Source organism: Acidihalobacter aeolianus (genome assembly GCF_001753165.1).
Taxonomy (GTDB): Bacteria; Pseudomonadota; Gammaproteobacteria; order DSM-5130; family Acidihalobacteraceae; genus Acidihalobacter; species Acidihalobacter aeolianus.
The window spans coordinates 2163406-2189550 of record NZ_CP017448.1 but is presented as its reverse complement, the minus strand read 5'-3'; the positions used below and the strand labels follow the sequence as shown (position 1 = coordinate 2189550).

At 52.9% G+C, this 26145-nt stretch carries 20 protein-coding genes and 7 tRNA genes; 19 read left to right on the top strand and 8 right to left on the bottom strand.

The annotated features are described in order from the left end of the window. The first annotated feature begins 252 nt into the window (after positions 1-252). The 4 genes from BJI67_RS10085 to BJI67_RS10070 are packed head-to-tail and all read left to right on the top strand — an operon-like array spanning position 253 to position 3917. The gene (locus BJI67_RS10085; protein WP_070072912.1) at positions 253-1431 is read left to right on the top strand and encodes an O-succinylhomoserine sulfhydrylase; all 1179 of its coding nucleotides are present in this window, start codon (positions 253-255) and stop codon (positions 1429-1431) included. Then, entirely contained in the window at positions 1424-2695 is a 1272-nt protein-coding gene (locus tag BJI67_RS10080) for a glycerate kinase type-2 family protein (protein ID WP_197512987.1), read from the top strand. The genes BJI67_RS10085 and BJI67_RS10080 overlap by 8 nt, the downstream gene beginning before the upstream one ends. After that, positions 2692-3480 carry a hypothetical protein gene (locus tag BJI67_RS10075; RefSeq protein WP_070072911.1) on the top strand — a complete coding sequence of 263 codons (789 nt, stop codon included), beginning with the start codon at positions 2692-2694 and terminating at the stop codon, positions 3478-3480. Before BJI67_RS10080 ends, BJI67_RS10075 begins: the two co-directional genes overlap by 4 nt. Before the next feature lie 50 nt (positions 3481-3530). After that, a complete protein-coding gene (locus tag BJI67_RS10070; RefSeq protein WP_070072910.1) occupies positions 3531-3917 on the top strand; it encodes a hypothetical protein in 387 nt (128 codons plus the stop codon). Positions 3918-3944: 27 nt separating this feature from the next. On the opposite strand, the gene BJI67_RS10065 is transcribed toward BJI67_RS10070, so the two are convergent. Together BJI67_RS10065 and BJI67_RS10060 are read right to left on the bottom strand one after the other, a co-directional pair. Then, on the bottom strand, positions 3945-4673 hold the full coding sequence (locus BJI67_RS10065; protein WP_070072909.1) for a UDP-2,3-diacylglucosamine diphosphatase: 729 nt from the start codon (positions 4671-4673) through the stop codon (positions 3945-3947). Between the two features lie 16 nt (positions 4674-4689). Beyond that, positions 4690-5208 (bottom strand): peptidylprolyl isomerase, encoded by a 519-nt coding sequence (locus BJI67_RS10060; RefSeq protein WP_070072908.1) that lies wholly within the window; start codon positions 5206-5208, stop codon positions 4690-4692. A gap of 124 nt (positions 5209-5332) precedes the next feature. Here BJI67_RS10060 and gltX point away from each other — a divergent pair, with 124 nt between their 5' ends. Beyond that, positions 5333-6760 carry a glutamate--tRNA ligase gene (gene gltX / locus BJI67_RS10055; RefSeq protein ID WP_070072907.1) on the top strand — a complete coding sequence of 476 codons (1428 nt, stop codon included), beginning with the start codon at positions 5333-5335 and terminating at the stop codon, positions 6758-6760. 18 nt (positions 6761-6778) lie between these two features. Then, on the top strand, positions 6779-8176 hold the full coding sequence (cysS, locus tag BJI67_RS10050; RefSeq protein WP_070072906.1) for a cysteine--tRNA ligase: 1398 nt from the start codon (positions 6779-6781) through the stop codon (positions 8174-8176). Positions 8177-8184: 8 nt separating this feature from the next. Here cysS and folD read toward each other — a convergent pair whose 3' ends face one another. Continuing rightward, a complete protein-coding gene (gene folD, locus BJI67_RS10045) occupies positions 8185-9045 on the bottom strand; it encodes a bifunctional methylenetetrahydrofolate dehydrogenase/methenyltetrahydrofolate cyclohydrolase FolD (protein ID WP_070072905.1) in 861 nt (286 codons plus the stop codon). Positions 9046-9216: 171 nt separating this feature from the next. Between folD and BJI67_RS10040 the strand changes: the two genes are divergently transcribed. From BJI67_RS10040 to BJI67_RS16910, 13 genes are all read left to right on the top strand, one after another. Beyond that, positions 9217-9293, top strand: a tRNA-Pro gene (locus BJI67_RS10040). 32 nt (positions 9294-9325) lie between these two features. Further along, a tRNA-Arg gene (locus BJI67_RS10035) sits at positions 9326-9402 on the top strand. Between the two features lie 38 nt (positions 9403-9440). Next, positions 9441-9516 (top strand) — tRNA-His (locus BJI67_RS10030). Between the two features lie 40 nt (positions 9517-9556). Continuing rightward, positions 9557-9632 (top strand) — tRNA-Lys (locus tag BJI67_RS10025). Positions 9633-9739: 107 nt separating this feature from the next. After that, a tRNA-Leu gene (locus BJI67_RS10020) sits at positions 9740-9824 on the top strand. 81 nt (positions 9825-9905) lie between these two features. After that, positions 9906-11210 (top strand): trigger factor, encoded by a 1305-nt coding sequence (gene tig / locus BJI67_RS10015; RefSeq protein WP_070072904.1) that lies wholly within the window; start codon positions 9906-9908, stop codon positions 11208-11210. Continuing rightward, positions 11210-11845 carry an ATP-dependent Clp endopeptidase proteolytic subunit ClpP gene (gene clpP, locus BJI67_RS10010; RefSeq protein ID WP_070072903.1) on the top strand — a complete coding sequence of 212 codons (636 nt, stop codon included), beginning with the start codon at positions 11210-11212 and terminating at the stop codon, positions 11843-11845. The genes tig and clpP overlap by 1 nt, the downstream gene beginning before the upstream one ends. 124 nt (positions 11846-11969) lie before the next feature. Further along, a complete protein-coding gene (clpX, locus tag BJI67_RS10005) occupies positions 11970-13247 on the top strand; it encodes an ATP-dependent Clp protease ATP-binding subunit ClpX (protein ID WP_070072902.1) in 1278 nt (425 codons plus the stop codon). Between the two features lie 212 nt (positions 13248-13459). After that, positions 13460-15913, top strand: a complete 2454-nt coding sequence (gene lon, locus BJI67_RS10000) for an endopeptidase La (RefSeq protein WP_070072901.1) — start codon at positions 13460-13462, stop codon at positions 15911-15913. Positions 15914-16061: 148 nt separating this feature from the next. Further along, complete coding sequence (locus BJI67_RS09995; protein WP_197512985.1) at positions 16062-16382, top strand: HU family DNA-binding protein; 321 nt, start codon at positions 16062-16064, stop codon at positions 16380-16382. A gap of 11 nt (positions 16383-16393) precedes the next feature. Next, positions 16394-16469 (top strand) — tRNA-Val (locus BJI67_RS09990). A gap of 16 nt (positions 16470-16485) precedes the next feature. After that, positions 16486-16562, top strand: a tRNA-Asp gene (locus BJI67_RS09985). Between the two features lie 112 nt (positions 16563-16674). Further along, entirely contained in the window at positions 16675-18588 is a 1914-nt protein-coding gene (locus tag BJI67_RS16910; protein WP_083250796.1) for a SurA N-terminal domain-containing protein, read from the top strand. Between the two features lie 28 nt (positions 18589-18616). Here BJI67_RS16910 and BJI67_RS09975 read toward each other — a convergent pair whose 3' ends face one another. From BJI67_RS09975 to BJI67_RS09965, 5 genes are all read right to left on the bottom strand, one after another. Further along, positions 18617-19393 carry an enoyl-ACP reductase FabI gene (locus BJI67_RS09975; protein ID WP_070072898.1) on the bottom strand — a complete coding sequence of 259 codons (777 nt, stop codon included), beginning with the start codon at positions 19391-19393 and terminating at the stop codon, positions 18617-18619. Positions 19394-19668: 275 nt separating this feature from the next. Beyond that, positions 19669-20382 (bottom strand): FHA domain-containing protein, encoded by a 714-nt coding sequence (locus BJI67_RS16905; protein WP_083250795.1) that lies wholly within the window; start codon positions 20380-20382, stop codon positions 19669-19671. 144 nt (positions 20383-20526) lie between these two features. Next, positions 20527-21354, bottom strand: coding sequence for a Stp1/IreP family PP2C-type Ser/Thr phosphatase (locus BJI67_RS09970; RefSeq protein ID WP_070072897.1), 828 nt, complete (start codon positions 21352-21354; stop codon positions 20527-20529). Beyond that, positions 21332-23917: a protein kinase domain-containing protein gene (locus BJI67_RS16900; protein WP_269449625.1), complete on the bottom strand. Its 2586-nt coding sequence runs from the start codon at positions 23915-23917 to the stop codon at positions 21332-21334. The genes BJI67_RS09970 and BJI67_RS16900 overlap by 23 nt, the downstream gene beginning before the upstream one ends. A 114-nt stretch (positions 23918-24031) precedes the next feature. After that, complete coding sequence (locus BJI67_RS09965; RefSeq protein ID WP_083250793.1) at positions 24032-26044, bottom strand: LysM peptidoglycan-binding domain-containing protein; 2013 nt, start codon at positions 26042-26044, stop codon at positions 24032-24034. Positions 26045-26145 lie beyond the last annotated feature (101 nt).

The window sequence follows — 26145 nt, the reverse complement described above, 5'->3', positions numbered from 1 at the left end:
GAGGTTATCGTTGGATAAGGCCTGGCTCATTAAAGACGCCGCAAAGGGCCGTGATATTCCAGTAATCGATTGACACCCTCGACGTGCATAGGTAGCGTTCGATCAGCGCCGATTTGAGTCTTCAGCTTGCGGGCGCTTTATAAATGCGGCTAAAGCGAGAGGCCCTTCCGGACCTGCTTTAGCGCTTTTGGCGGGTCGGCGCATGCCGGCCCCGCGCAGTCAAAATCATACCCGGCGGAGGGGTTCAACCGCATGGATTCATACGACAACTACGATTTCGACACGCTGGCGGTCCGTGCCGGTCAGGTGCGTACCGGCGAAGGCGAGCATTCCGAGCCGATTTTCACCACTTCCAGCTTTGCCTTCGGCAGTGCCGCGGAGGCGGCGGCGCGTTTTTCCGGGGAAATTCCGGGAAACATCTATTCCCGCTTCACCAACCCCACCGTGCGCACCTTCCAGGACCGGCTGGCCGCGCTGGAGGGCGGGGAAGCCTGTGTCGCTACGGCGTCGGGCATGGCCGCCATCCTGGCCGCCTGCATGGCCACCCTGCAGCATGGCGATCATCTGATCTGTTCGCGCAGCGTGTTCGGTACCACGACGGTGCTCTTCGACCGTTATCTGCGTCGTTTCGGCATTGAGGTCGATTTCGTCAACCTGTGCGATCTCGACGGCTGGCGCGTCGCTCTGCGCCCCAATACCCGGATGCTCTTCGTCGAAACGCCGTCGAATCCGCTCACCGAGATCGTCGATATCGCCGCCCTGGCAGAGATCGCCCACGCGGGCGGGGCGTTGCTCGCGGTGGATAATTGCTTCTGTACGCCTGCCCTGCAGCGACCGCTGGCACTGGGCGCCGATCTGGTCATCCATTCGGCGACCAAGTACCTCGATGGCCAAGGGCGTGCGGTGGGCGGTGCCGTCGTGGGCGGGGCGGAGATCGTGGGCAAGGAAGTCTTCGGAGTGCTGCGTACCGCGGGGCCGACGATGAGTCCGTTCAACGCCTGGATCTTCCTCAAGGGACTGGAAACCTTGAGCCTGCGCATGCGTGCGCACTGCGCCAACGCGTTGCGCGTCGCGCAGTGGCTGGCCGAGCAGCCGCAGATCGAGCAGGTCTACTACCCGGGGCTGGACACCCATCCCCAGCACATGCTGGCCGGCAGCCAGCAAAGCGGTTACGGCGGTATTCTCTCCTTCGTGGTGCGGGGCGGACAGCCGGCGGCCTGGCGCGTCGTGGATGCGACCCGAATGATCTCGATCACCGCCAATCTCGGTGACACGAAAACCACGATCACCCACCCAGGGACCACGACGCATGGACGTCTGAGCCCGCAGCAGCGTGCCGAAACGGGGATTTCCGACGGCCTGTTGCGCGTGGCGGTGGGTCTGGAGTCGGCGGACGACATCATCGCCGATCTGGCGCGCGGTCTTGGCTGACATCGATCCGCGTCAACTCCTGCTTTCGATATACCGGAAGGCCCTGGCGGCGGTCGAGGGCGGTCACGCCGTCGAACGATGGCTGCGAACTCATCCGCCAGATACGGGGCCATGGCATCTGGTTGCCGTGGGCAAGGCGGCCGAGGCGATGACCATCGGTGCGTTGGCCGTCTTGGGGGACGCCGTGCATAGCGGGCTCGTCATCACCAAGAGCGGCCACCTGAGCGGGGCGCTGGGAAACGACGGGCGTTTCGCCATGATGTACGCCGAACATCCCTGGCCGGGCGAAGGGAGCCTGCAGGCGGGCGATGCCCTGCTGGACTTCATCGAGACAGCACCCGTCGATGGTCGGCTGCTGTTCCTGATCTCCGGCGGCGCATCGAGCCTTGTCGAGGTTCCCGTCGCCGGCGTAGACCTCGCGTTTCTGCGCCGCGCCACGGACTGGCTGCTTGCCAGCGGTCAACCAATCGACGAAGTCAACCGGGTTCGCCAGCGACTTTCGAGAATCAAGGGAGGCGGTCTGCGCCGGCAGCTCGGCGGGCGTGACGCGCTCGCCCTGGTCGTCTCCGATGTTCCTGGCGACGATCCCAGGGCGATCGGATCGGGGCTGCTGGCAGAGCCCTTGCCCGGTTCCGTCGGAGGGCTGCCGGACTGGCTTGCGGAGCGGCTGGCGTCGACACCTGCGGACCTGGCCGGCCTGCCGGCCGTGCCGCATTATCTGGTCGCGTCCTTGCAGCATGCGCTGGATGCGGCTCGGCGGGCGGCGCTCGAAACGGGATATCCGGTGTCGATGTGGCCGCACCTGCTTGCGGGGGATGCAGGGTTGGCTGGACGCGAAATTGCAACCAGTCTGCGGCACGCGCCTCCGGGGTTCTTGATCGGTGGCGGGGAGACCACGGTGATGCTGCCGGACGCTCCCGGCCACGGCGGTCGGAATCAGCATTTTGCCCTGGCGGCCGCTACTGTACTGGACGGCCAGGACGATTGTTGGCTGTTGGCCGCTGGTACCGATGGCACCGATGGCCCGACCTCGGATGCCGGCGCCCTGGTAGATGGCGGCAGCATCGAGCGCGGGTGCGCGGGAGGTCTCGATCCTGACGTGGCGCTGGAGCGGGCCGATGCCGGGAGTTTTTTGGCTGTCAGTGGCGATCTGATTTCGACGGGCCCGACTGGGACGAATGTCATGGATCTCGTGATCGGGCTGTGTGTCGGTTCCGTGATGCCAGCTAATGCTGGCTCGGATCAGAAGGAGAGCGTCGAATGATGCGGTGGGCGGGAAAGTGGCTTGTGTTACGGTCGCTCGGTCTTTTCGTCGGCTGCCTGTTGTCTGCCGCAGTGATGGCTGCCACCACGTCACAGAGCGGCCCCGCCACGGTTGTTCAGTACCGCGAATTTCCCCATGGCCGGCCACCATATGTCACCCGGCTGCTGGTCACGCCTGGCTATATCCGTTTCGATGAGGGGCGCGCACAGGGCAACTACATGCTGTTCGTGCGTGCCACGCGGACTCTCTACAGCGTGGACCGGGGTGACGGTACCGTTCTGGTGATAGCGCCGCGCAAGGTTGCTGTCAAATCACCGATCCCACTCAAGCTGAGCAAACGGTACGAACAGGTTCCGGGGGCACCGAGGATCGGAGGGCGCCAGGCGCTGCACTATACCTTCTATGCCAACGGCGATCGCTGCATGGATGCCATGGTGGTCCCGGGTCTGCTTGATGGTGTGCGTCGGGCGCTGATGACCTATAAGGCGACGCTGGCAGGACAGCAGGCAGCGGATCTGGACAAGACGCCACGGTCGATGCAGACGGCCTGTTCCCTGGCCGATCTCATTTTCGCGCCTGACAGGGTATTGAGGCTGGGTATGCCCATCGTCGAATGGCATCCGAACGGCGATCGAAAGGAGCTGACCGACTATCGGCATGGTGCAGACGTTCGTGCGGCATTGTTTGCCTTGCCATCCGATTATCGCTATTACCGGATCGGTGCCCAGGGCATGGCGCCAGCGCAGGCCCCACTACACTTGCCCTCACCCTGGCCGAGGAACTAACCCCGTCTTAGGGTGTCCATGGCACTGAGCAGTTGGTTAAGGAGGTTGTCATGGACTACTACTCAGCCGAACAACAGATTACACAGATTCAGTCACAATCCCAGGATGTGATGCAGCGCGTGCAGGCGGTCGCCCAGAAGTTGCCTCAGGTCGCTCCGGATCAGACGACCGCGCGGGAACTGGCAATGGATCTCCGTGAGATTGCGATGGCCTTCAAGCAGCAGCAGCAGCAAACGATGTTCGTGTTGCAGCAGATGGGGCAGCATATCCAGGAACTTGAGAATGCGGTTTCCACGCATCCCAATCCACCGATGCAGACCCGTGGATGGAATGTGGGTGGAGGCGGATTTCTGGGTACTCTGACGACGGGTCTTGGCCTGGGTGCCGGCATGGCAGTTGGCGAAGACATCGTGGACGATATCTTCAACATCTTCTGAGCTGTCTGCCCGCGCAAGGTCTGCCAGCTAGAGCTCAAGCGTCTCCAGGGTCAGTCCGGCCGTGGAGGCGCTGAGCAAGCTCCCCTGTGTATACCAGTCTCCGAGTACCCAGCGTGTGCGTGTATGCCCGTCGACATCGAGCGCATGTCTGCCCGGGCGGTGTGTATGTCCGTGGATCATCATGGACACGTCGTGTGCCTGAAAACACGCCGCAACCGTGTCTGGGTTCACGTCCATGATCGTTTCGGCCTTTTCGCTAGTGGCCTGTCGGCTTTCGCTGCGCAAATTCTCCGCTTGTTTGCGGCGCTCTCCAAGGGGTAGGGAGAGGAACTGGTCCTGCCAGTCGGGGTTGCGCAGCATACAGCGCAATTGCTGGTAGGGCTGGTCGTCAGTACACAGCGTGTCACCATGCATCAATATTGCAGGTTCTCCGAATAGCTCAATCCTGTGAGTGTCCCCGAGCAGGGAGCAGCCCGTTTTTCTGGCGAACTCCTCCCCCATGAGGAAGTCACGGTTGCCGGTCATGACGTAAACCGGTACGCCGCGATCCGACAAGGTCCGCAGACCGGTTAGTACCGGTTGCAGGCCGTCGCGGGTATCGTCGTCCCCGATCCAGTATTCGAATAGGTCGCCGAGGATATACAGGGCTTCGGCCTGACTGGCGCGCTCCTGCAGAAATGCCAGGAACAGTTCGATGACCTCGGGTCGCGAAGGGTCCAGGTGCAGATCCGAGATGAACAGTTGTTCGGCCGGCATCGCTACGTGTCTGGCTTCAGGCGCTGCGGACGGCAGCGCGTTCTATGAGAATGGTCTCGGTGGGCACGTCCTGATGCCCGGCACGGTTACCGGTCGCTACGCGTTCGATTTCGTGCACCACGTCCATGCCTTCCACGACCTTGCCGAAAACGCAGTATCCCCAGCCGGACTGGGTCTTGGACTGGAAGTTGAGGAAGTCGTTGTCCTTGACGTTGATGAAGAACTGGGCGGTCGCCGAATCCGGGATCGCAGTGCGTGCCATGGCGATGGTTCCGAGATCGTTCTTGAGGCCGTTGTCCGCCTCGTTCTTGATCGGCACACCGGTGGGCTTCTGCTGCATGCCATCCGTCATGCCGCCGCCCTGGATCATGAAACCGCGGATTACGCGATGGAAGATCGTCCCGTCATAGAAGCCGTCGTTCACATAATTCAGGAAATTCTCGACCGTGGTCGGCGCCGACTCAGGATAAAGCTCGAGCACGACGGTGCCGCGGCTGGTGGTGAACTCGACCTGCGGATTTGCTTGATCACTCATGGGTTAAGCCTCATCTCTGAAAGGTGGCTCGGGGCCGTATCGGAGCGACATAATACGGACTCGCGGCGGCGCGTGAAACCCGAAGGCGCGTGCGAAGTTTGTTTGCTTCGGGCTTTCAGCTACCATCCGCGCCATGCTCACCTTGCCCATCAAGACCCGATTCGCTCCCAGCCCGACCGGTAACCTGCACCTAGGTAACCTGCGTACGGCCCTCTTTTCGGCACTGCACACCTGGAGTGTCGGCGGGCGATTCCTGCTGCGCATCGAGGATACGGATGCGGAGCGCTCGCGCTCGGCATTCACCGAGGCCTTGCAGGACGACCTGCGCTGGCTTGGCCTTGACTGGCAGGAAGGCCCGGGTGCCGACGGCGGACACGGTCCGTATTTGCAGTCCGAACGCGGCAGTATCTATGAGGGCTTCTATACGCGATTGCTGGACGAAGGGCACGCCTATCCCTGTTTTTGCACGCAGGAACAACTCACCGCCCAGCGTGCTGCCCAGCGTGCTGCCGGGCAGCCTCCACGCTATGCCGGCACCTGTGCGCACCTGGGGCATGCGGAGGCCGAGGCCAGGGTGCGTGCCGGTGAAGCGCACACGCTGCGTTTTCGGGTGCCGGAAGGGCAGACACTCGATTTCGAGGATCTGGTCCGCGGTCGCCAGGCGTTCGCGAGTGATGATATCGGCGACTTCGTGATTCGCCGCGCAGACGGGACGCCGGCCTTCTTTTTCTGCAATGCCGTGGACGATGCCCTAATGGAGGTCACGCACGTGTGGCGTGGCGAGGATCACATCAGCAATACGCCGCGGCAGCTCTTGATCATGCGTGCCCTTGGGCTGCGCGAGCCGAGTTATGGGCACCTCGCCCTGATCGTCGGCGCCGACGGCGCACCCTTGTCCAAACGCCATGGCGCCCTGGGGTTGAGCGAACTGCGTCGACGCGGGTATCTGCCTGCCGCACTGAACAATTATCTGGCGCGATTGGGCCACAACTACGCCGACGACGGTCTGCTCGATATGGTGGGGCTTGCCGCCGGATTCGATACGGCACGCCTGGGTCGTGCCGCCGCCCGATTCGACATGGATCAGCTGGATCATTGGCAGCGTCTTGCCGTTGCCGCCGCTGACGACGCCGTTTTGCTGGAGTGGGCCGGGGCCGCGGTTGCCCCGGTTCCCCCTGCCAGTCGCGATGTATTCCTGGCGGCCATTCGGGATAATGTGCTCTTCCCAGGCGATGTGGCGTTATGGGCCGAAGCCCTCTTCGAGGCGTCGCCGCCGCGTTCGGCCGAGGCAGAGACGGCCATGCGGGCTGCTCCGACGTCGCTGTTCGAGGCCGGTCTGGAAGCGCTGGACCAGCATCCGCAGGATTTTCGCGCCTGGGCCAAGGCGGTGGGGGCTGCGACGGGTCTTAAAGGACGCGACCTGTTCATGCCGCTGCGCGCCGCTCTCACCGGGCAGGTGCACGGGCCTGAAATGACGCGGGTGTTTCCGCTGATGGATGAGGCGGGTGTCCGTGAACGGCTGCAGTCCGCGGCGCGTTTCACCACCGAATGATGTTTATGGATGACATGCATGCTCAAGATCTATAACACCCTGACGCGCAGCAAGGATGATTTCGTGCCGATCGAGGAAGGTCGGGTGCGCATGTACGTCTGCGGGATGACCGTTTACGACTACTGCCACGTCGGGCACGGTCGTATGCTCGTGGTATTCGATACGGTAGTGCGTTATCTGCGTCGTCTGGGTTACGACGTGACCTACGTGCGCAACATCACGGATATCGACGACAAGATCATTCGCCGTGCTCACGAGAACGGCGAGTCCATCGGTGCGTTAACCGAGCGCTTCATCCAGGCGATGCACGAGGATCTCGGTGCGCTTGGCGTCCAGCCGCCCGATCTGGAGCCGCGCGCCACGCAGTCGATCGACGAAATCATCGCGCTGATCGAAACACTGATCGAGAAAGGGTATGCCTATCGCGCGGACAACGGCGACGTCTATTACGATGTCTCCCGTTTCGAGCATTACGGGCAGTTGTCGGGCAAGGATCCGCACGATCTGCGTGCTGGCGCTCGCGTGGATGTCGTCGAGGCCAAGGACGACCCCCTCGATTTCGTGCTCTGGAAGGCGGCCAAGCCCGGCGAACCGGCGTGGGCGTCGCCGTGGGGGGAGGGGCGACCCGGCTGGCACATCGAGTGTTCCGCCATGTCGATCCATGCGTTGGGGCCGCATTTCGATATCCATGGCGGAGGTCTTGACCTGCAGTTCCCGCATCACGAAAACGAGATCGCGCAAAGCGAGGCGGCGACCTGCCAGCATTTCGTCAATTACTGGATGCACAACGGTTTCGTACGTATCAATGAAGAAAAGATGTCCAAGTCGTTGGGCAATTTCTTCTCCCTTCGCGAGATGCTTGCGCGCTATCGTCCCGAGGCCGTGCGCTACTTCCTGCTGAGCAGCCACTACCGCAGTTCGCTCAACTACACGGACGAACAGCTCGACGCAGCCAATGCCGCCTTGACGCGTCTCTACACGGCGATGCGGGGTGTCGTCCCGGCAGCGAATGTGTCACCGAGGGTTCGCGAAACCTATGAGTCGCGATTTTTCGCCGCCATGGACGATGATTTCAACACGCCGGTTGCCATTGCGGTGCTGTTCGATCTGGTCAGAGCCTTGAACAAGGCACGCGATGAATCGGTAGCTGTGACCGCCGAGTTGGCCGCGCTGTTGCGTGAGATGGGCGGCGTATTGGGTTTGCTGCAGTCGCCTCCCGAAGCATACCTGCAGGGTACGTCGGATGCCTTCGGGGTCATCTCTGACGAGGCGATCGATGCCTTGCTTGAGGCCAGACGGGCGGCTCGTGCGGCGCGCGATTTCGCGCGTGCGGACGAAATCCGCGACGAGTTGGCGGCTGCAGGCGTCCTGCTCGAAGACGGGCCTACGGGCACGACCTGGCGGCGGGGGGGATAAAGGGGGATTTAACCTTTGCGCTGAACGTGGTTATAGGCCGTCAGGGTGTTGTGCAGCAGCATGGCGCGGGTCATCGGCCCAACCCCGCCTGGCACGGGTGTGATATGAGCGGCACGCAACTTGGCACCCTCGAAATCCACGTCGCCGGTCAGTCGCCCGTCCGGCATGCGATTCATCCCGACGTCGAGCACGGTCGCGCCAGGTTTGACCCATTCGCCGGGCACGAGGCCGGGTTTGCCGACGGCCACTACCAGAATATCTGCGGCACGGACATGTTCTTCGAGGTTGTTCGTGAAGCGGTGGCAGACGGTTACCGTGGCGCCCGCCAGAAGCAATTCAAGAGCCATGGGGCGGCCGACGATGTTGGAGGCGCCAACAATGGTGGCATGTCGCCCCTTGTAGGTTTCGCCGATGCTGTCCAGTAACTTGATGATGCCAAAAGGCGTGCAGGGACGAAGGACAGGCAGTCTCAGCGCCAGACGGCCCACGTTGTAAGGGTGAAAACCATCGACGTCCTTGTCAGGGTGGATGCGCTCGATCACTGTTTCCGGATTGATGTGCCCAGGCAGGGGTAATTGGACGAGAATGCCGTCGATTGTCGCGTCTTGATTGAGGCGGTCGATCAGATCAAGCAGTTCGTCCTGGGTGGTTTCTGTAGGCAGTAAGTGTGCTTGAGATGCGAAGCCAACCAGGGCGCAATCCTCGCGTTTCTTGCGCACATAGACCTGAGAGGCAGGATCACTACCCACTAGAATGACCGCAAGGCCAGGAACCCTCGACCCATGCTCGCGTAGTGAGCCAGCCTTGGCTGCCAAAGCGTCGAGTATTTGTTTGGCAATCGCGTTGCCGTCAATGAGAGTCGCGGTCATCAATGATTGGGTCGGGATCCGAAAAAGTTTTCCATTTTGGCATGCGTCCCATGGTGCGACAAGGCTCCGCCTCGGCGGGTGTTGACGACCTGTGAGCTGGGCTGTAAGATTCCCCGCTCTGCGCAGTGATAGGGGCTGGTGCGCTGGTTGGCTCCGAGGCATGAGAGATTTCGGGGTATAGCGCAGCCTGGTAGCGCGCCTGCTTTGGGAGCAGGATGTCGGGGGTTCAAATCCCTCTACCCCGACCATCCTCGGCACTGGCATGGATGGGACAGCTTTTGCGCCCGTAGCTCAGTCGGATAGAGCATTCGCCTTCTAAGCGAACGGTCGCAGGTTCGAGTCCTGCCGGGCGCGCCACAAGCGATGTACCTGTGCAGTCGGGTTCAAGGTTTATGGTGGGCGTAGCTCAGTTGGTAGAGCCCTGGATTGTGATTCCAGTCGTCGTGGGTTCGAGTCCCATCGCCCACCCCAGTTTCCGTGCATGCTCACCTGCGAGCGCGGATGCGATTTTGGGCCGTTAGCTCAATTGGTAGAGCAGTTGACTCTTAATCAATTGGTTGTAGGTTCGATTCCTACACGGCCCACCACCTTGTGATAAGCGACGAAGCCCGCCAAGAGCGGGCTTCGTCTTTTTGCGCGCAGATTTCTGGTCGAATGGTCGCTCCATGCTACTATGGAAGGCTTCGATGAATCCGCGAAAGTGGCGGAATTGGTAGACGCGCTGGATTTAGGTTCCAGTGGATAACTCCGTGGGGGTTCGAGTCCCCCCTTTCGCACCATTTGCGCTTTGCTGTGTTTGATGCGGCGGCGAGTAGTTATTGATCGCAAGTTGATACTGACGAGTAACAGAGGAAACATCCATGCACGTTTCGGTTGAGTCGGCCGGTAGTCTAGAACGGAAAATGACGGTGCAACTTCCTGCTGAGCGCATCGGCGAAGAGGTTGATAAGCGTTTGAGGGCCCTCAGTCGACGGGTGAAGGTGCATGGATTTCGCCCGGGCAAGGTTCCATTCAAGGTGGTGAAGCAACGTTTCGGCGGTGAGGTTTATCAGGAAGTCGTAGGGGATTTGCTGCAAAGTAGTTTCCGAGAGGCGGCGATGCAGGAAAAGCTGCAGCCCGCGGGGAGTCCGCAGATAGAGTTGACCTCTGGCGGTGACAACGATGGACTGGAGTATGTGGCGACTTTCGAGATCTACCCCGATCTGACTTTGGCCCCGCTTGAAGAATTGCGTGTTGTTAGCCCCTCGGCGGAGATCGAGGAGCAGGACATCGATGACATGATCGAAACCCTGCGTCGGCAGAAGATGGAGTGGGAGCCGGTCGAGCGTGTTGCGGCAGAAGGCGATCGTGTTGTGATCGACTTCAAGGGTTATCTGGCTGATGAGCCGTTTGCGGGTGGCGAGGCGACCGATCAAGCGATCGTGCTTGGCCAAGGTCGATTGATTGCCGATTTCGAGCGTCAATTGGTCGGTCTTAAAGCAGGTGATGAAAAGTCTCTGCAGGTGACTTTTCCCGATGATTACCGCGCCACGGATCTCGCAGGTAAAGAAGTTCGCTTCGATGTCAGTGTTAAGGAGGTGGGCGAGCCACGGCTGCCCGAGATCAATGATGAGTTTGTTTCCGCCTTCGGAATAGCATCTGGAGGCGCTGAGGCGTTACGGGTCGAAGTGCGTGCCAATATGGAGCGTGAATTGGGTCAAGCGCTCAAGGAGCGTACCAAGACTGCCGTCATGGACGCACTTTATGCAGCAAATGATGTTTCCGTGCCCAACGTGCTTGTGCGGTCCGAGATAGGGCGGATGCGTGAACAAGTTGGCGAAGCCATGAGTCCGCAGGCACGGCAGAATCTCCCAGATAACCTGTTTGAAGAACAGGCGCAGCGGCGAGTTGCGCTGGGGCTTTTGATCGGGGAGTTGGTGAAGACCAGCGGTATCCAATTGGATCCACTGCGTGTTGATGCCGCTCTTGAGGGACTCGCGGCGGGTTATGAGCAACCCGACCAAGTAGTGCGGTATTATCGTTCCAACCGCGAGGCCATGGCAGGTGTGGAAGCCTTAGTCCTGGAAGATCAAGTTGTGGATTGGGTTCTTGAGCGTGCCACGGTAGAACGCGAGACGTTCACTTTTGATCAGATCATGCACCCCGAACAGTCTAAGGAGGCATAATGAACGACCGTCAGGTTTATGAAGGGGGGGCGTTGGGCACACAGGCGCTGAACCTGGTTCCCATGGTGGTCGAGCAGACCTCGCGCGGCGAGCGCGCCTATGACATTTACTCCCGTCTACTCAAAGATAGAGTGGTTTTCTGCGTCGGCCCTGTAGAAGACTACATGGCTAATGTAATTGTGGCGCAGTTGCTGTTCCTCGAATCGGAAAATCCGGATAAAGAAATCAGCCTGTATATTAACTCCCCGGGTGGTTCAGTGACCTCGGGTATGGCCATCTACGACACCATGCAGTTTATCAAGCCCGAGGTTAGCACTTTGTGCATTGGGCAAGCTGCAAGCATGGGCGCTGTGCTACTTACGGGCGGTGCGGCCGGTAAGCGTTATTGCCTTCCTCACTCAAGAGTGATGATCCATCAGCCTTCCGGTGGCTTCCAAGGGCAGGCCACTGATATCGATATACACGCGCGCGAAATCCTCAAGATCCGTGAGCAGCTGAATCAGATACTGTCGAAACATTCTGGTCAGCCGGTCGAGCGAATCGCGGAAGATGCTGAGCGCGACAGGTTCTACGGGCCTGAGGAAGCCAAGTCGTATGGCTTGGTTGACGAGGTTCTTACAGCTCGTCCGGCTTAAGACATGACGTATGACAGGGTGTATAGGCAATGTGCGCACCAGTTCATGCGGTTGTAATTTTCCGGCTTGCATCTTTTCCACAAACAAGGCAATGTGTCTTTGACACATTTCCTGAGAGGTGCCGATGAGCGACGAAAAACACCTCACGTCCGACAACGGTAAATTGCTTTATTGCTCGTTCTGCGGCAAAAGCCAGAACGAGGTGCGCAAGCTGATTGCCGGCCCCTCCGTCTTTATCTGCGACGAGTGCGTAGAGCTATGCAACGACATTATCCGCGAGGAGATGGGCGAGCAGGCTCAGTTGGGTAATGGGAAGCTTCCAAAGCCCCATGAAATCAGGCAGATACTTGATGAATACGTGATCGGGCAGGATCGCGCAAAGAAGGTTTTGTCGGTGGCGGTATACAACCACTACAAACGATTGGAAGTGCGCGATAGGAAAGATGACGTCGAGTTATCCAAGAGCAACATTCTGCTGATTGGTCCTACCGGGTCAGGCAAAACGCTCTTAGCTGAAACGCTTGCGCGGCTTCTGAATGTGCCTTTTACCATTGCAGATGCGACAACCCTGACTGAAGCGGGATATGTCGGTGAAGACGTCGAGAACATTATCCAAAAGCTGTTGCAAAAGTGTGATTACGACGTCGAAAAAGCTCAGACTGGTATCGTGTACATCGATGAAATCGACAAGATTTCTCGTAAGTCGGACAATCCTTCCATCACCCGGGATGTATCCGGCGAAGGTGTGCAACAAGCGCTGTTGAAGTTGATCGAGGGGACGATTGCCTCGGTACCTCCGCAGGGGGGGCGCAAACACCCTCAGCAGGAGTTTCTTCAGGTCGATACCAGGAATATCTTGTTTATCGTGGGCGGTGCTTTCGCTGGTCTGGAAAAGATCATACAGAACCGTTCCCGGAAGACCGGGATTGGGTTTTCAGCAGAAATCCGTGGTAAAGAAGAAAACAAGCCTACCGGCGAGTGGCTGTTTGATGTCGAGCCAGAAGATCTTATCCGGTTTGGCCTGATTCCAGAGTTTGTCGGGCGGCTACCCGTAGTGGCTACACTTGAAGAACTCGATGAAGATGCCTTGGTGGAAATTCTGGTTACGCCAAAGAACTCCTTGACGAAACAATATAGTAAGTTGTTCGAGATGGAGGGTGCCGAGCTTGAATTTCGTGACGACGCTCTGAGAGCGGTTGCTCGCAAGGCTATGGAGCGTAAAACTGGGGCCCGCGGGCTTCGGACGATCATTGAGCAGGTGTTGCTGGATACCATGTATGATCTGCCCTCACTGGATGACGTAGCCAAGGTCGTTGTAGACGACGCTGTCATTCGGGGTGAGGCCAAACCCTATCTCATTTATGAAGGCGGCGAGTTGCAACAGCGGGCCGCTGCAGATTGATGGCCTAAGCGCCTATAAATGCCCGGGTGGACTTGAAATGCCCGGGCATTATCCCAACCTATCTAGCAGACATCCGTATTACGGGCGTGAGCTTGTAGTTTGCTCGCTTCGCTTACAGGAGCCTGCTGCCCACGCTTCTCGTTACAGGATGCATCCCTTGGTATGTGCGCAAGGGGGTGCATTGGGTCATTCCGCTATCTTGAGGCTCTCCCATGGATAAGGATTCCGATCAACAAAGTCTGATTACTGACGAGCAAACGATGCTTGTACCAGTGCTTCCTTTGCGCGACGTCGTTGTGTATCCACATATGGTCATCCCTCTGTTCGTAGGGCGGGATAAATCAATCAAGGCATTGGATCGCGCCATGCTGGACAACAAGAAAATTTTGTTAGTAGCCCAGCGGAGTGCAGAAGTGGATGATCCGGGTCCGAAGGATATTCATCGAATCGGAACTTTGTCGTCCATTTTGCAGTTGTTAAAACTGCCTGACGGTACAATCAAGGTCCTTGTTGAAGGGTCAGAACGAGCTCAGGTTGTGGATTTTATCGAGCTTGACGACACCTTTTCTGCACAAATCCAGCTTCTCAAGCCGGCGACGCCGACCGATGAGCGTGAAATCGAGGTTCTTACCCGTTCAGTTTTGAACCTGTTTGATCAATACGTAAAACTTAATAAGAAGATACCACCCGAGATTCTTACCTCATTGGCGGGTATTGACGACGTTGCCAGGCTTGCGGACACCGTGGCAGCGCATATGTCACTGAAACTGGAAGAAAAGCAAAACGTGCTCGAAATACAGGATGTGCGTGAACGCCTGGAGCATATCATGGGGCTAATCGAAGGAGAGATTGATCTGCTACAGATCGAAAAACGAATTCGTGGCCGCGTCAAACAGCAAATGGAGAAAAGCCAGAGAGAGTATTACCTGAATGAGCAGATGAAGGCCATCCAAAAGGAGTTGGGTGAGCTTGAAGATGCGCCTAACGAGGTTGAGGAGTTGGCGCAGCGTATAGAGAAGTCAGGTATGCCGAAGGATGCGCGTCAAAAGGCAGATGCTGAGCTTAACAAGCTGAAAATGATGTCACCGATGTCTGCAGAGGCCACGGTGGTACGTAACTATATTGATTGGTTAGTCAGTGTGCCGTGGAAAAAAAAATCTAAAGTGAGTCTAGATCTCACGGCAGCGCAACGCATCCTCGATGAAGATCATTATGGTCTGGAAAAAGTTAAGGAACGTATACTTGAGTATCTTGCAGTACAGCAGCGCGTCAAAAAGCTCAAGGGACCAATCCTGTGCCTCGTAGGGCCGCCTGGCGTAGGCAAGACGTCGTTAGGTCGGTCGATTGCTCGCGCAACAAATAGAAAATTTACTAGGATGGCTTTGGGCGGTGTGCGCGATGAAGCTGAGATTCGCGGTCATAGGCGAACGTATATAGGGTCTCTTCCGGGGAAGATTATTCAGAATTTATCCCGTGTGGGGACAAGAAATCCATTATTTCTACTTGATGAAATTGACAAGATGGCAATGGATTTCCGGGGGGATCCTGCATCAGCACTATTGGAGGTTCTTGACCCTGAACAGAACCATGCATTCGCAGATCATTATCTCGAAGTTGATTTTGATTTGTCGGATGTTTTATTTGTGGCGACAGCCAATAGTATGAATATTCCCGGTCCATTATTAGATCGTATGGAAGTGATTCGACTTCCTGGCTATACGGAAGATGAAAAAGCGAATATTGCAAAGCGGTATTTACTGCCCAAGCAGTACAAGCATAATGGAATGAAAGATGGGGAATTGCAGATCACTGATGCCGCAATTCGAGACATTATTCGACACTACACTCGAGAGGCTGGTGTTCGTAATCTCGAGCGCGAAGTGTCAAAAGTGTGCCGTAAAGTTGTTATGGGACACGCCTTAAGCGGGATTGATAAAAAGACGAATGTAACTCCCAAAAATTTGGATAAGTATCTGGGTGTGCAAAGATTTAGGTACGGGCGTGCCGAAAAAGAGGATCAGATTGGCCAGGTTACCGGCCTTGCTTGGACAGAAGTTGGAGGAGATTTGCTCACGATAGAGGTCACTCCAGTTGCTGGTAAGGGTAATATTATCCGGACAGGACAACTGGGTGATGTAATGAAAGAATCTATCGAGGCTGCGCGTACTGTCGTGCGATCGCGAGCGCGTGTCCTTGGGATTACCGACGATTATTTTGAAAAACACGATATACATATACACGTGCCAGAAGGCGCCACTCCGAAAGACGGCCCAAGCGCTGGTATTGCAATGTGTACTGCGCTGGTATCTGCGATCACACATATCCCGGTCCGTGCCGATGTGGCGATGACAGGTGAAATCACGCTGAGAGGAGAAGTGCTCCCGATCGGTGGGCTAAAAGAAAAGCTACTTGCAGCACACCGAGGTGGAATAAATACGGTTTTAATTCCGCATGAGAATGAGCGTGATCTGACTGAGATTCCGAAGGATATTAAAGCTCAATTAGATATACATCCGGTGAGGTGGATAGATGAGGTTCTGGGGATGGCCTTGCAGCACCAGCCTGAACCGCTCGACGAGACACCTGAGAAGCTACCAACTACCACAGGATCTGTAGCAAAAAAGGGCGAGCGTGAAGTAAAGAAACGTGGCTCTCGCCCACATTAGGCGGATGCAAATCTAGGTTGACAGTATCTGAGGGGGCTTGTTATAAAACCACTCTCGCGCGCAGCCATGTATAAAATGCTTCTACGGCGCTGGCTGCGAGGTAAACGCTCCCCCGCGATGAGACCCCGGGTGTGTTCTCCACCTGACGATGGGGTGGGTGTCTAATTATGCATCTCAACGAATAGGGAAGACCCGCATGAATAAATCAGAATTGATTGACGCGATTGCCGCTAAGGCCGACCTCTCGAAGGCATCAGCAGGTAAGGCGCTTGATGCTTTTGTTGAGGTCGTGACCGGCGCGATGAAGCAGGGCGACCAAGTTGTTATCGTCGGCTTCGGTAGCTTCACTGTGCGTCAACGTGAGGCGCGTACTGGTCGTAATCCACGGACTGGTGAATCGATCAATATCGCGGCTTCTAATCTGCCAGCATTTAAGCCTGGTAAGGCTCTTAAGGATGCTGTAAACTAAGCGGCTTTCCTGGGTGCTTAGCTCAGCTGGTAGAGCGTCGCCCTTACAAGGCGAATGTCGGGGGTTCGACTCCCTCAGCACCCACCAGGGTAATCAGTTCTTAGGAGTGGTAGTTCAGCTGGTTAGAATACCGGCCTGTCACGCCGGGGGTCGCGGGTTCGAGTCCCGTCCACTCCGCCAGTTGTCTTGTGCAGTACAAAATTAAAAAGGCGCCTCTATGGCGCCTTTTTAATTTTGTACTGCACAAGGTTTGCGTTAAGTCCTGAATCGCCAATATTTAGCTAGGTGTGTAATGCTTCAGACGATACGAGATAGAGCATCTGGTTGGTTTGCTTACGCGATTATATTCCTCATAAGTATCCCATTTGCCCTGTGGGGAATAAATCATTACCTGGACGGGGGCGGGACACAAAATGTTGCTCTGGTTGGTGGGCAGCCGATCACGATTAGAACGTTTGAGAGGTCATACCGGCAGGAACAACTGCGTTTGTCAGAACTGTTCGGTGGGAAATTGCCAGACAATTTAGACAATAAAACCATTAAACAAGCTGTATTGCGGCAGTTAATTCAAGAGGCTGTATTAACAGAAAATTTGGTTGGATCAGGATATAAAATTAGTGATAAACAGTTGGTGCGGCAGATAATGGGCTACCCTATCTTCCAAGTTAATGGATCATTCTCAAACAATAAATATCATCAAGTACTCGCTGATCAAGGGCTCTCGCCAGCTAACTTTGAGAATATGCTTAGAAAGCAGTTGCTAATACAGCAATTTCAATCTGGAATATATGCTTCTGCATTCACAACGAAACAACAGCGTGGCTGGGTTGTAAAGCTACTAGGTGAAGAGAGGGAAGTTGGGATGATGGTAATTCCAACATCAAAATTTATAAACTCGATCGTAGTTAAGCCGTCAGAAATAAAGAAATATTATCAGGCGCATGCTAATCAGTTTATGACGAATGAGAAAGTGAATGTAAGCTATATTCGCTTAAGTGAAAAGCATCTACAGAGTTTAATAAAACCTTCAGTTGATGAGTTACAGAATTACTACGAATCTCACAGAAAGGCTTATGCGATACCAAATCGTGTTAGGTATTCTGAAATAGTACTTGATGCACCTAAAATAGCTTCAGAGAAAGATAAGCTGTCGTCATTTGTAAATCAGATCAGACAGTTATCGGCAAGTAATGGGGATATTAAGCATTTGGCTACAGAAATATCGCATAAAATGAAACTGCGACTGGGTTCTGTGAAAATCAATAATGTGGGAGAGAGGACTGATTTCCCAAACGTTATAGAGAAAGCGCTGTATAAACTTAAAGTTGGATCAATTTCCAATCCCGTCGAATATGATGGGAAATGGTATGTGCTGAAGCTGAACTCCATCTTAACCTATGATTATCTTAAATATAATAAGGTTAAAGATTTGGTACAGAAAGACTACTTGGCTGAGGCATCGAAAACACAATATGAAAACTCTATTCAGCGGCTATCGGAATTGGCATATGAGCACCCTGGTAGCCTTCAAGCGGCATCAAAAGCACTTGATTTGAAGATCAAGCAGACGGGGTGGTTCGAAAAAACTGGTGGTAGTGGAATTGCGACTAATCCGAAAGTAGTTAAAGCGGCATTTACAAAAGCAGTTCTAGATGAAGGGGCTAATAGTTCACTAATCGAACTGGGTGCGGGCGATGCGGTTGTAATTAGAGTGACGGGGAAAAAACTACCTACTGTGAAACCATTGACTGAGGTCGAAGATAAGATCAATGGTTTACTCGTGCGTCGCTATGCTACAGATGAGGCAAGTAAGCTTGCTAAAAATATAGAGAAAGATCTGACTAACGGGCAGAGTGCGCAACTGGTGGCTAGTAAATATCAACTCAGGTACCGTAATCTCGGCTGGGTGCGCAGAGACGCTTCTATCGTGCCAAATGCCATTTTGAATGCAGCGTTTAAGCTAGGTACGCCATCGAGTAGCGATAAGCCATTAGTCACTGCGACGTCGTTAGGGGCTGGGAATTACGCCGTAGTTGAAGTGAACAAAGTGCGTTTACCCGATGATAATGCAGCCCAGTCAAAATCTACTACTGCGCCTACGAAGAATGTGTTGGCGCAGCAGTTAAAGAATCAAATGGCAGTCGTGCTACAGGCCTTACAAGAATCTACTGAGATCAAGATATACCCTAGTAACCTGAATTATTGAGCAGGTGTATTACAGGTGGGTTTGATATTTAACCAAGTCCGACTATATTGTAACCGGCATCCACATAAATCGTCTCGCCAGTGATTCCGGATGCGAGATCGGAAGATAAGAACAAGGCAGTGTTGCCGACTTCATCGATCGTAACGTTTTTTCTAAGAGGGGCGGTCTGCTCAACCTGTTCAAGCATCCGTCTGAAATCACTTATTCCCGATGCAGCCAAGGTGCGTATTGGGCCAGCCGATATGGCGTTTACTCTGATTCCTTCCGGTCCTAGAGTATACGCGAGATAGCGCACATTCGCTTCTAAACTAGCTTTTGCCAAACCCATGACGTTGTAATTTGGCATGGCGCGTTCTGCACCTAGATAACTGAGTGTGACAATGGATGCTTGCCGACCTTGCATCATTTCACGGGAATACTTTGCCATTGCGGCAAGGCTATATGAGCTGATGTCGTGAGCAATTCTGAAGCCTTCTCTGGTGACATTCTGCAGATAGTCACCTTCTAGTTGCTCCTTTGGTGCATAGGCAATCGCATGGATTAGTATATCTAGGTTGGTCCAGCGGTCTTTCAGCTGTGTAAACATAGATTCTATTTCAGTGTCATTAGCAACATCGCAAGGAAGTACTATATCACTGCTGCATTTCTGGGCAAATTTTTCGACACGCTCCTTGAGTCGTATATTTGGATAGGTGAACGCTAATTCTGCTCCCTCCCTATTCAAGGCTTGTGCTATACCCCAGGCGATTGATCGCTCACTTGCGACGCCGGTAATTAGTGCGCGCTTACCTGTTAATAGAGTCACAGTTCTTCTCCATTCATGAAGTTACGGGAAAATATCTTAACTTAAAGTGGCGATATAATATGATACGTGGAGTTTTGATTACAATCACACTTATGTCATTTTTGTGATAAAAAAGCGATAAACACGTTAGTCATGTATGAGGTTGACTATAGCGCATGTGATATCACAGTGCGGCTGACCTGGCCGCACACATATTGCTTATGTGTGAGTTTATTAAAGAAATATCAGATATTATTAATTGATTTTTCGACTGCTTTGCCTCGCTTAGGGGGGCATTACTTTGAATGATGGAAAGTCATCTGTATGCCGGCTACTTCTATGGCATCACCATTTGAAAGAGGCATTGACCTGACACTTACTGGTATACCGTTAAGACGAGGATAAAGTCCTGTGCTATCAGCCTCCACCCCGATAATAACGTAGTTATGTGCGCGACGTGTAATTACCGCGACTTGACTTCCGGGTTTCCCAAGTGTGGTCATTGGGCGGCTGAGTTTGTATAGTTTTCCTTTATTAGATCCGTTAAGTATTTCGAGTTGAGCTATTGGTGTCGCGGGTTCTTGTATTGAATTCAATGGGTTTTGTAGCCCATTCTCCTCGGAAGAGATTTTGCCGGTTATTGGATGAGTAGTTGTTCTATGTGGAGTGGTTCTCAGTATCATGGTCTTGTCATAATCGTGTTTTTCATCTTGTACGTCATTTAGGTCGTTAATATATTGTATTACATGTGTGCCTAGGCTTATCTTATCGAGATGGTGAAGAGCGTATTTGGTGATTTTTCGGGTATTAACAAAGGTGCCATTTGTGCTATGTAAGTCTTCAAGGAATGAATCATTAAGTACAGTAATTATCTGGCAATGATAGCCGCTAACTGCTTTGTCATGTATTTGAATATCATTGTCGGGTTTTCGTCCAATTGTGATGCATTCCTCTTCGATGGAGAATTCGTCAATTGAGTGCGCGTCGTGACTAAGTATGAGTTTGGCCATGATTATCTCCTAGTATGTGGGCCAAAGTAGACAATGCGAGGCATGGATGTATGTTTTTTGTATTTTCATTGAATGAAAAATAGTTTGTACATGGTTAATCTAACATTAGCTATGACGATAAAATAAAGTTAAAGACAATATAATTCATTTTTTGGATATCCAGCTTTTTATTTTGCTGATTAAGGGTTTTTTTATCCTGAAGGTGCCTTTCGGTCTGATTAAAATAAGCGAGATGTTGTCTCTCCCGCCATTTCTGTTTGCTTCTTCAATCAGTTGTTTAGAGCACTTGTTTAAATCGTCGATGGTTGTTATGTATTCGATTATGTGTGTGCTGTCAACAAAGTCATGTAAACCATCTGAGCACAAGAGGTATGTGTCACCAGGCAATACGAGGTCTTCTTGAATGTCTACAGCAACAGTCGCATCGGCTCCCAATGCGCGTGTGACGAGATTTTTATGCATAGATTTTTGGGCTTCTTCTTCTGTGTAAAACCCGCGGTCAACTAGTTCTTGAAGCATAGTGTGATCGCTTGTCAGTTGTTCCAGTTGTTCATTCCTGAATCTGTACACGCGAGAATCCCCTACATGTGCAACCGTCATGCGAGGACCGTAGAACCCAAGTAATACAATTGTTGTACCCATCCCTTCATATTCTATTTGCTTTTGTGCTGTTTGGTGGATGGTTTCGTTGGCATGAATAATAGCCTCTCTTATTGCTATGCTTTCACGCGTATAACCAATATCTTCATCAATTCGCCCGGGGATGAGTTCGGGTAGTGTATGAGACAGGTGATCAAGTACAGTGGTGATAGCTAGATTACTGGCTATTTCGCCACTTTTGTGTCCACCCATGCCATCAGCTAGTACAAATATTCCAATCTCAGTTGATGCGGCAAGTGCGTCTTCGTTGTTGTTTCTTACGCGTCCTACATCGGTCGCTGAGGCCCAATCAAATGTGTTGTCTGGATTCATTTGATATTTCCTTGATGCTTCGTGCGCATCTAAGAAGGTGATTGGCAAATTCTCGGCCGGTTTGGAATCGTTTTTCGGGATACTTTTGAAGAGACTTATTGATGATGGGGCTAACACATGGAGCTAAATCGCCTCTTAATGCGTTGAGAGCTGGGTGTGCTTCATTTGTAATCTTGAACATTAAAGTGGCCATTGTTTCAGCGTGGAATGGGAGGGTCCCAGTGAGTAGCTGGAAGCATGTGATTCCTAATGAGAATAGATCGGATCTGCCATCAAGTTTACGCCCTGCGAGTTGTTCTGGTGACATGTATGATGGTGTCCCCATTATTACGCCAGTTCTCGTTCTGCTGGCATCGGTAATTCTGGCGATGCCAAAGTCAGTAAGCTTAACTTCGCCCGTATCTATATTGTAGACAATATTGGCTGGCTTTATATCACGGTGTATTACTTGATGCTTGTGAGCATAATCAAGCGCTTGTGCACATTTCGCCGCAATCTCTAAAACAGTTGTTATAGGTAAAAGATCATTTTTGTTTGTGAAGGCTGTCAGATTCTTTCCATGTAGATATTCCATGGCGATATAAGCAATTTCATCTTGTTCGCCTGCATCGTAAATCGTAACGATATTCGGGTGGTTTAATTGACCCGCAGTTTCGGCTTCTCTATAGAATCTAGATTTGACATGTTTTAAATCATCTCCCTGGAATTCAGTAGCAAGAGATAGCGTTTTGATGGCCACTCTCCTACCGATTTTGGGGTCATTCCCTTCATATACAATACTCATTGCGCCGCGACCAACTTCATGGTCTATTTCATATCTTCCAAGCATGGGTTTCTGTAACCCGGCGTGAGAGAGGATCAGAGTTCCATTGTTAACGCTGACTTCCGTATTCGTAGTGTTTTTTGGGCAAGCGGTGATTTCTGTCAGCGTCTGGGTCCGTTTCATGCGCTCACGAACATCCCGGTAGTGCTTGTGGTGCGATGCGATAAGTTCGTAAATAGTCTTGGCCTTTTCAAACCGTCTTCTGCGCTCATAATCAAGCGCTAACCCGTACAAGAGTTCGATGGATTCTTCGTTAATCGGCAAGTGGCGGAATCTGTCATATGCTAGATCGAGTTGTCCTTGACTCTGGAATGCTATACCAAGGAGTCTGATGTTATCTAGATTTCCCTTGGATATGGGGAGTATGCCTAGGTTGTTATGTAGTCTCCTTTTTAGATAAAAGCCAAATTCACCAAGAACAAGCAAGCCAATACTATTGGCTGCTGGTATCCATTGATTGGCTGTTTTGAAGACATAGAAATCTAATATTAGAACAGTTACAAGGAATGCGGATGTCGCCACGATTGTGAATTTGATATTAAATCTTGCGGGTAAGGCTAGTAGATAAATAATAATAATTGTACATGCCACTAATTGCGCATATGGGCTCCACTTTGGTGAGTAAATGAGATTCTGTGTAAGAATTCCTGAAACCTCAGATGCAAGTGGTTCTAAGCCGTTTATCCCAATTATAAGTATTTTATCTTTAAATATTAATGGGTTGGTTATTCCGTTGATTATATTTTCACCCGAGTAATTGGCGAAGGCGTAATGACGTTTGTTATGTGCCAAATATAAGTGAGGGTGTATTTTTGTTCCTTCGCCTGTTCGGATTAAGAATTCGTCTAGTTTTAATCCTATATTATTTTGGTATGTAACATTCTCGGGCGAGGTGCCAAGACTTTGCATGGCTATTATGAGGGCTAGGCTAGGTAAGATTGCATCATGATACCGGACTGCTAGAGGTGTTCCTGAATATCTACTCCATGTGTGTGGGGGGGCTAAATAGGCCCCCGCTGCGGTCGCGTGTTGGATGAATATGGGCAAAGGTAATGACAGTGAATATACGCTTGGTGGATTGGCTTTAATTATCGTCGAAGGTAATGCATATTTGGTTATTGATGAGGGGAGGGGGGTATGAGGAATCCCTTGCGAGATCCCGGGCATATAGCTGAACTTAAGGTCTAAATACTTTGATTCTGCAATGGCTTGGCTAAGTTGGTTGTCGTAATTGAGTTTATCTTCCTCCTGCACTATGTGAGCATAGAACTGTTCGTTATCAAGTGTGACCTTGTCTATCTCTGCTGCGTCGTATTTGTTTAATTTATTTTTTAGATTTATAGTGATTTTATCCCATGTTTTTAGGTTCTTGGACTTATATTCCTCTCTGAGATTATTTAAAGCGCGTAACCCGGAGTTCTGATTCGGCTTAAATAGCGGGGATGTGACTGCAATGATTTTGGGATTGCCGAGCTTGACTGTGAGAATTAGTCGGGCTAGTAGCGCTCGTGGGTTGCCTGATATTCCATCCGGTGGTGATCCGCTTGTGTTTCCTATGTGGATCAGGGCTATTTGGTTTTGTGAGGTCGCGGGGGTAAGGCGGGAGAAGATGTGAAATATGAGGTGGTCGATTGGATCGAGCAGACTAAACATAGAAAAAACCGCGACTATCAATATGGTAGCGGAAATCCAGGTCCAATTATTTGCCCAAAATGGCCGGTCTGTGGTGGTTCGCCCCATGCTTTTTGAGTTCATGTTTTATTGGACTTTCCCCCGGAATTATCGGTGTCGTAGTAGGGGGCGTATGCCTTCCCGTTACGAGGGATGGCTCATCCGTGAAGTTGTTGTCAGTCGTTAGCTTTCGTTATGCATTTGAGTAACGTCCACTCTTAACTTTAACGGTTGTCCGGGGTGCAGCACATTAGTATCCCAGAGGTCATTCCATTTGCGAATCGCGGGAATATTAACGCCAAATTTTTGCGCTATGCTATATAGGGAGTCGCCATTCCTCACAACGTATGATAGTACGCGTACGCGTTGGGTCGGTTGGCCACTGCTTGCTAAGGCGAGACCGGAACCGTTAGTTTGGTGAATGATTAGGCGTTGACCTGGGTGTAGCGCGGTGTGAGGGCTAAGATGATTCCAGCGCAGTAGTTCGGCAACGCTTATGTTGTCGCTTTCTGCGATGCCCCATAGTGTGTCGCCAGGTTTGACTATATGGTAATCAGTTCCAGCTACAGATAATTGAGTTTGCTGGTTGATGGACGCGAGTCGCTCAGTTCTCGAATGTACGCTTTTCCGCGCACCGCTCCAGATTACAAGGCGTTGTCCCAAGCGTAGCGGTGAGCGTGCCGACAGATTATTCCATCTCGCAAGATTCTCAACGGACACACCATTCGCTTGGGCAATGTCCCACAAGGTGTCTCCTGCTTTTACGGTGTGGTACAACTTTTCACCCCTGTGGGCGGTTTGGGGCATGCGGTGCCGTAACCCTTCGGCCATCGCATATTCTGCATAAGGGCGAGATGATTTCGGAACGATAAGATATTGTCCAATCCGAATAATGTTGCCATTTAAGTGATTGGTTTGCCTGATAACCCTGATCGAGGTGTGATACTCGTCCGCGATTTGGCCCAGGGTGTCACCAGCCCTCACCCGATGCCGAATCCAGGTAACTCTCTCGCTGGCAGGGATGCTTGCCAGTTTCTCTTCAAAGCCTTGAACCGAATCAGCGGGAAGCAACAGTCTGTGTGGCCCGTTAGGGTCTGTGGCCCATCGGTTGTAACCCGGGTTGAGGAGGTATAATTCGTTTAGTTTTATGCCAGCCAGTTTGGCTGCGAGGGCTAGATCGATTTGAGATTTGAGGTGAACGACAGCAAGGTAGGGCTTGTCTGGTATGGGCCATAAGCTGACATTGAACTGTCTGGGGTGTTCTACGATTGCTTTAACCGCAAGCAGCTTGGGAACGTAGGTCTTAGTTTGTTCGGGGAGATCCAGAGCCCAGAAGTCAGTAGGTTGGTGTCGTTCTTGATTACGCTTGATCGCCCACTGGACGGTGCCGGCGCCTGAGTTATATGCGGCAAGTGCGAGTAGCCAGCTACCGAATTGGTCGTGTAATGACTGTAGATAGTCGAGGGCCGCCTTTGTCGAGGCGTATATATCGCGACGGCCGTCATACCACCAATTTTGTTTCAGACCAAAGTGGCGCCCAGTTGATGGCGTGAATTGCCAAATTCCGGCGGCCTGGCAGCTTGAGTAAGCGTACGGTATGTAAGCGCTTTCCACCACTGGCAACAAGGCCAGTTCTGTGGGCATATGTCGCTGATGAATCTGTTGGAGGATGTAGTACAGATAAGGTTCTGCACGGGCAGTCACCCGTTCAAGGTAAGCGGGGTGCTGCCGGTAAAAGGCTATTGCTTGTTGTACTAATGGCTGATCAAGGTTGTCAGGGAGCTTGAAGCCGTCCCTGATGTCTGTCCAGATAGTTTCATTTTGAGCAGGCTGCACCGCCGATGTCGAGGACGCCGGGGTCATTGTGGCAGTGTTGCCGGTACCGGGTGGCGCGCTGGGCGATGCGCCTGAATTGGCAGCATTTCCCGTCATCACAGTTTGTGAGGTAGCAGGGGCGGCAATGCTGCTGTTGTCATCAGTTGCTGATACAGCGGACAACGTCTGACAGGCTGGTGACGTGCCGTTCGATCCCGTAGTACAGGGCGCGGTATCACTAGCGGCAGAACTGGTTGTCAAGCCAGTTGCCTGTGGACCTGTGTCTCCCAGGCGATCCAGCGTAGCGCATCCTGTTAGAGAAAACAGAGCAGCTAGCGCTGGCAAGCCCTTAATCAATTGAGTTTTTCTGAGGTTGCTCATGCGTGCATAGCTTATCCTCTGAGGGGGCCGTTGAACAAGTAGGAAGTGTTGTGTGCGAACTGTGTCGGTTGGCACATGGTTCACATGGGGCTGTATGCTGT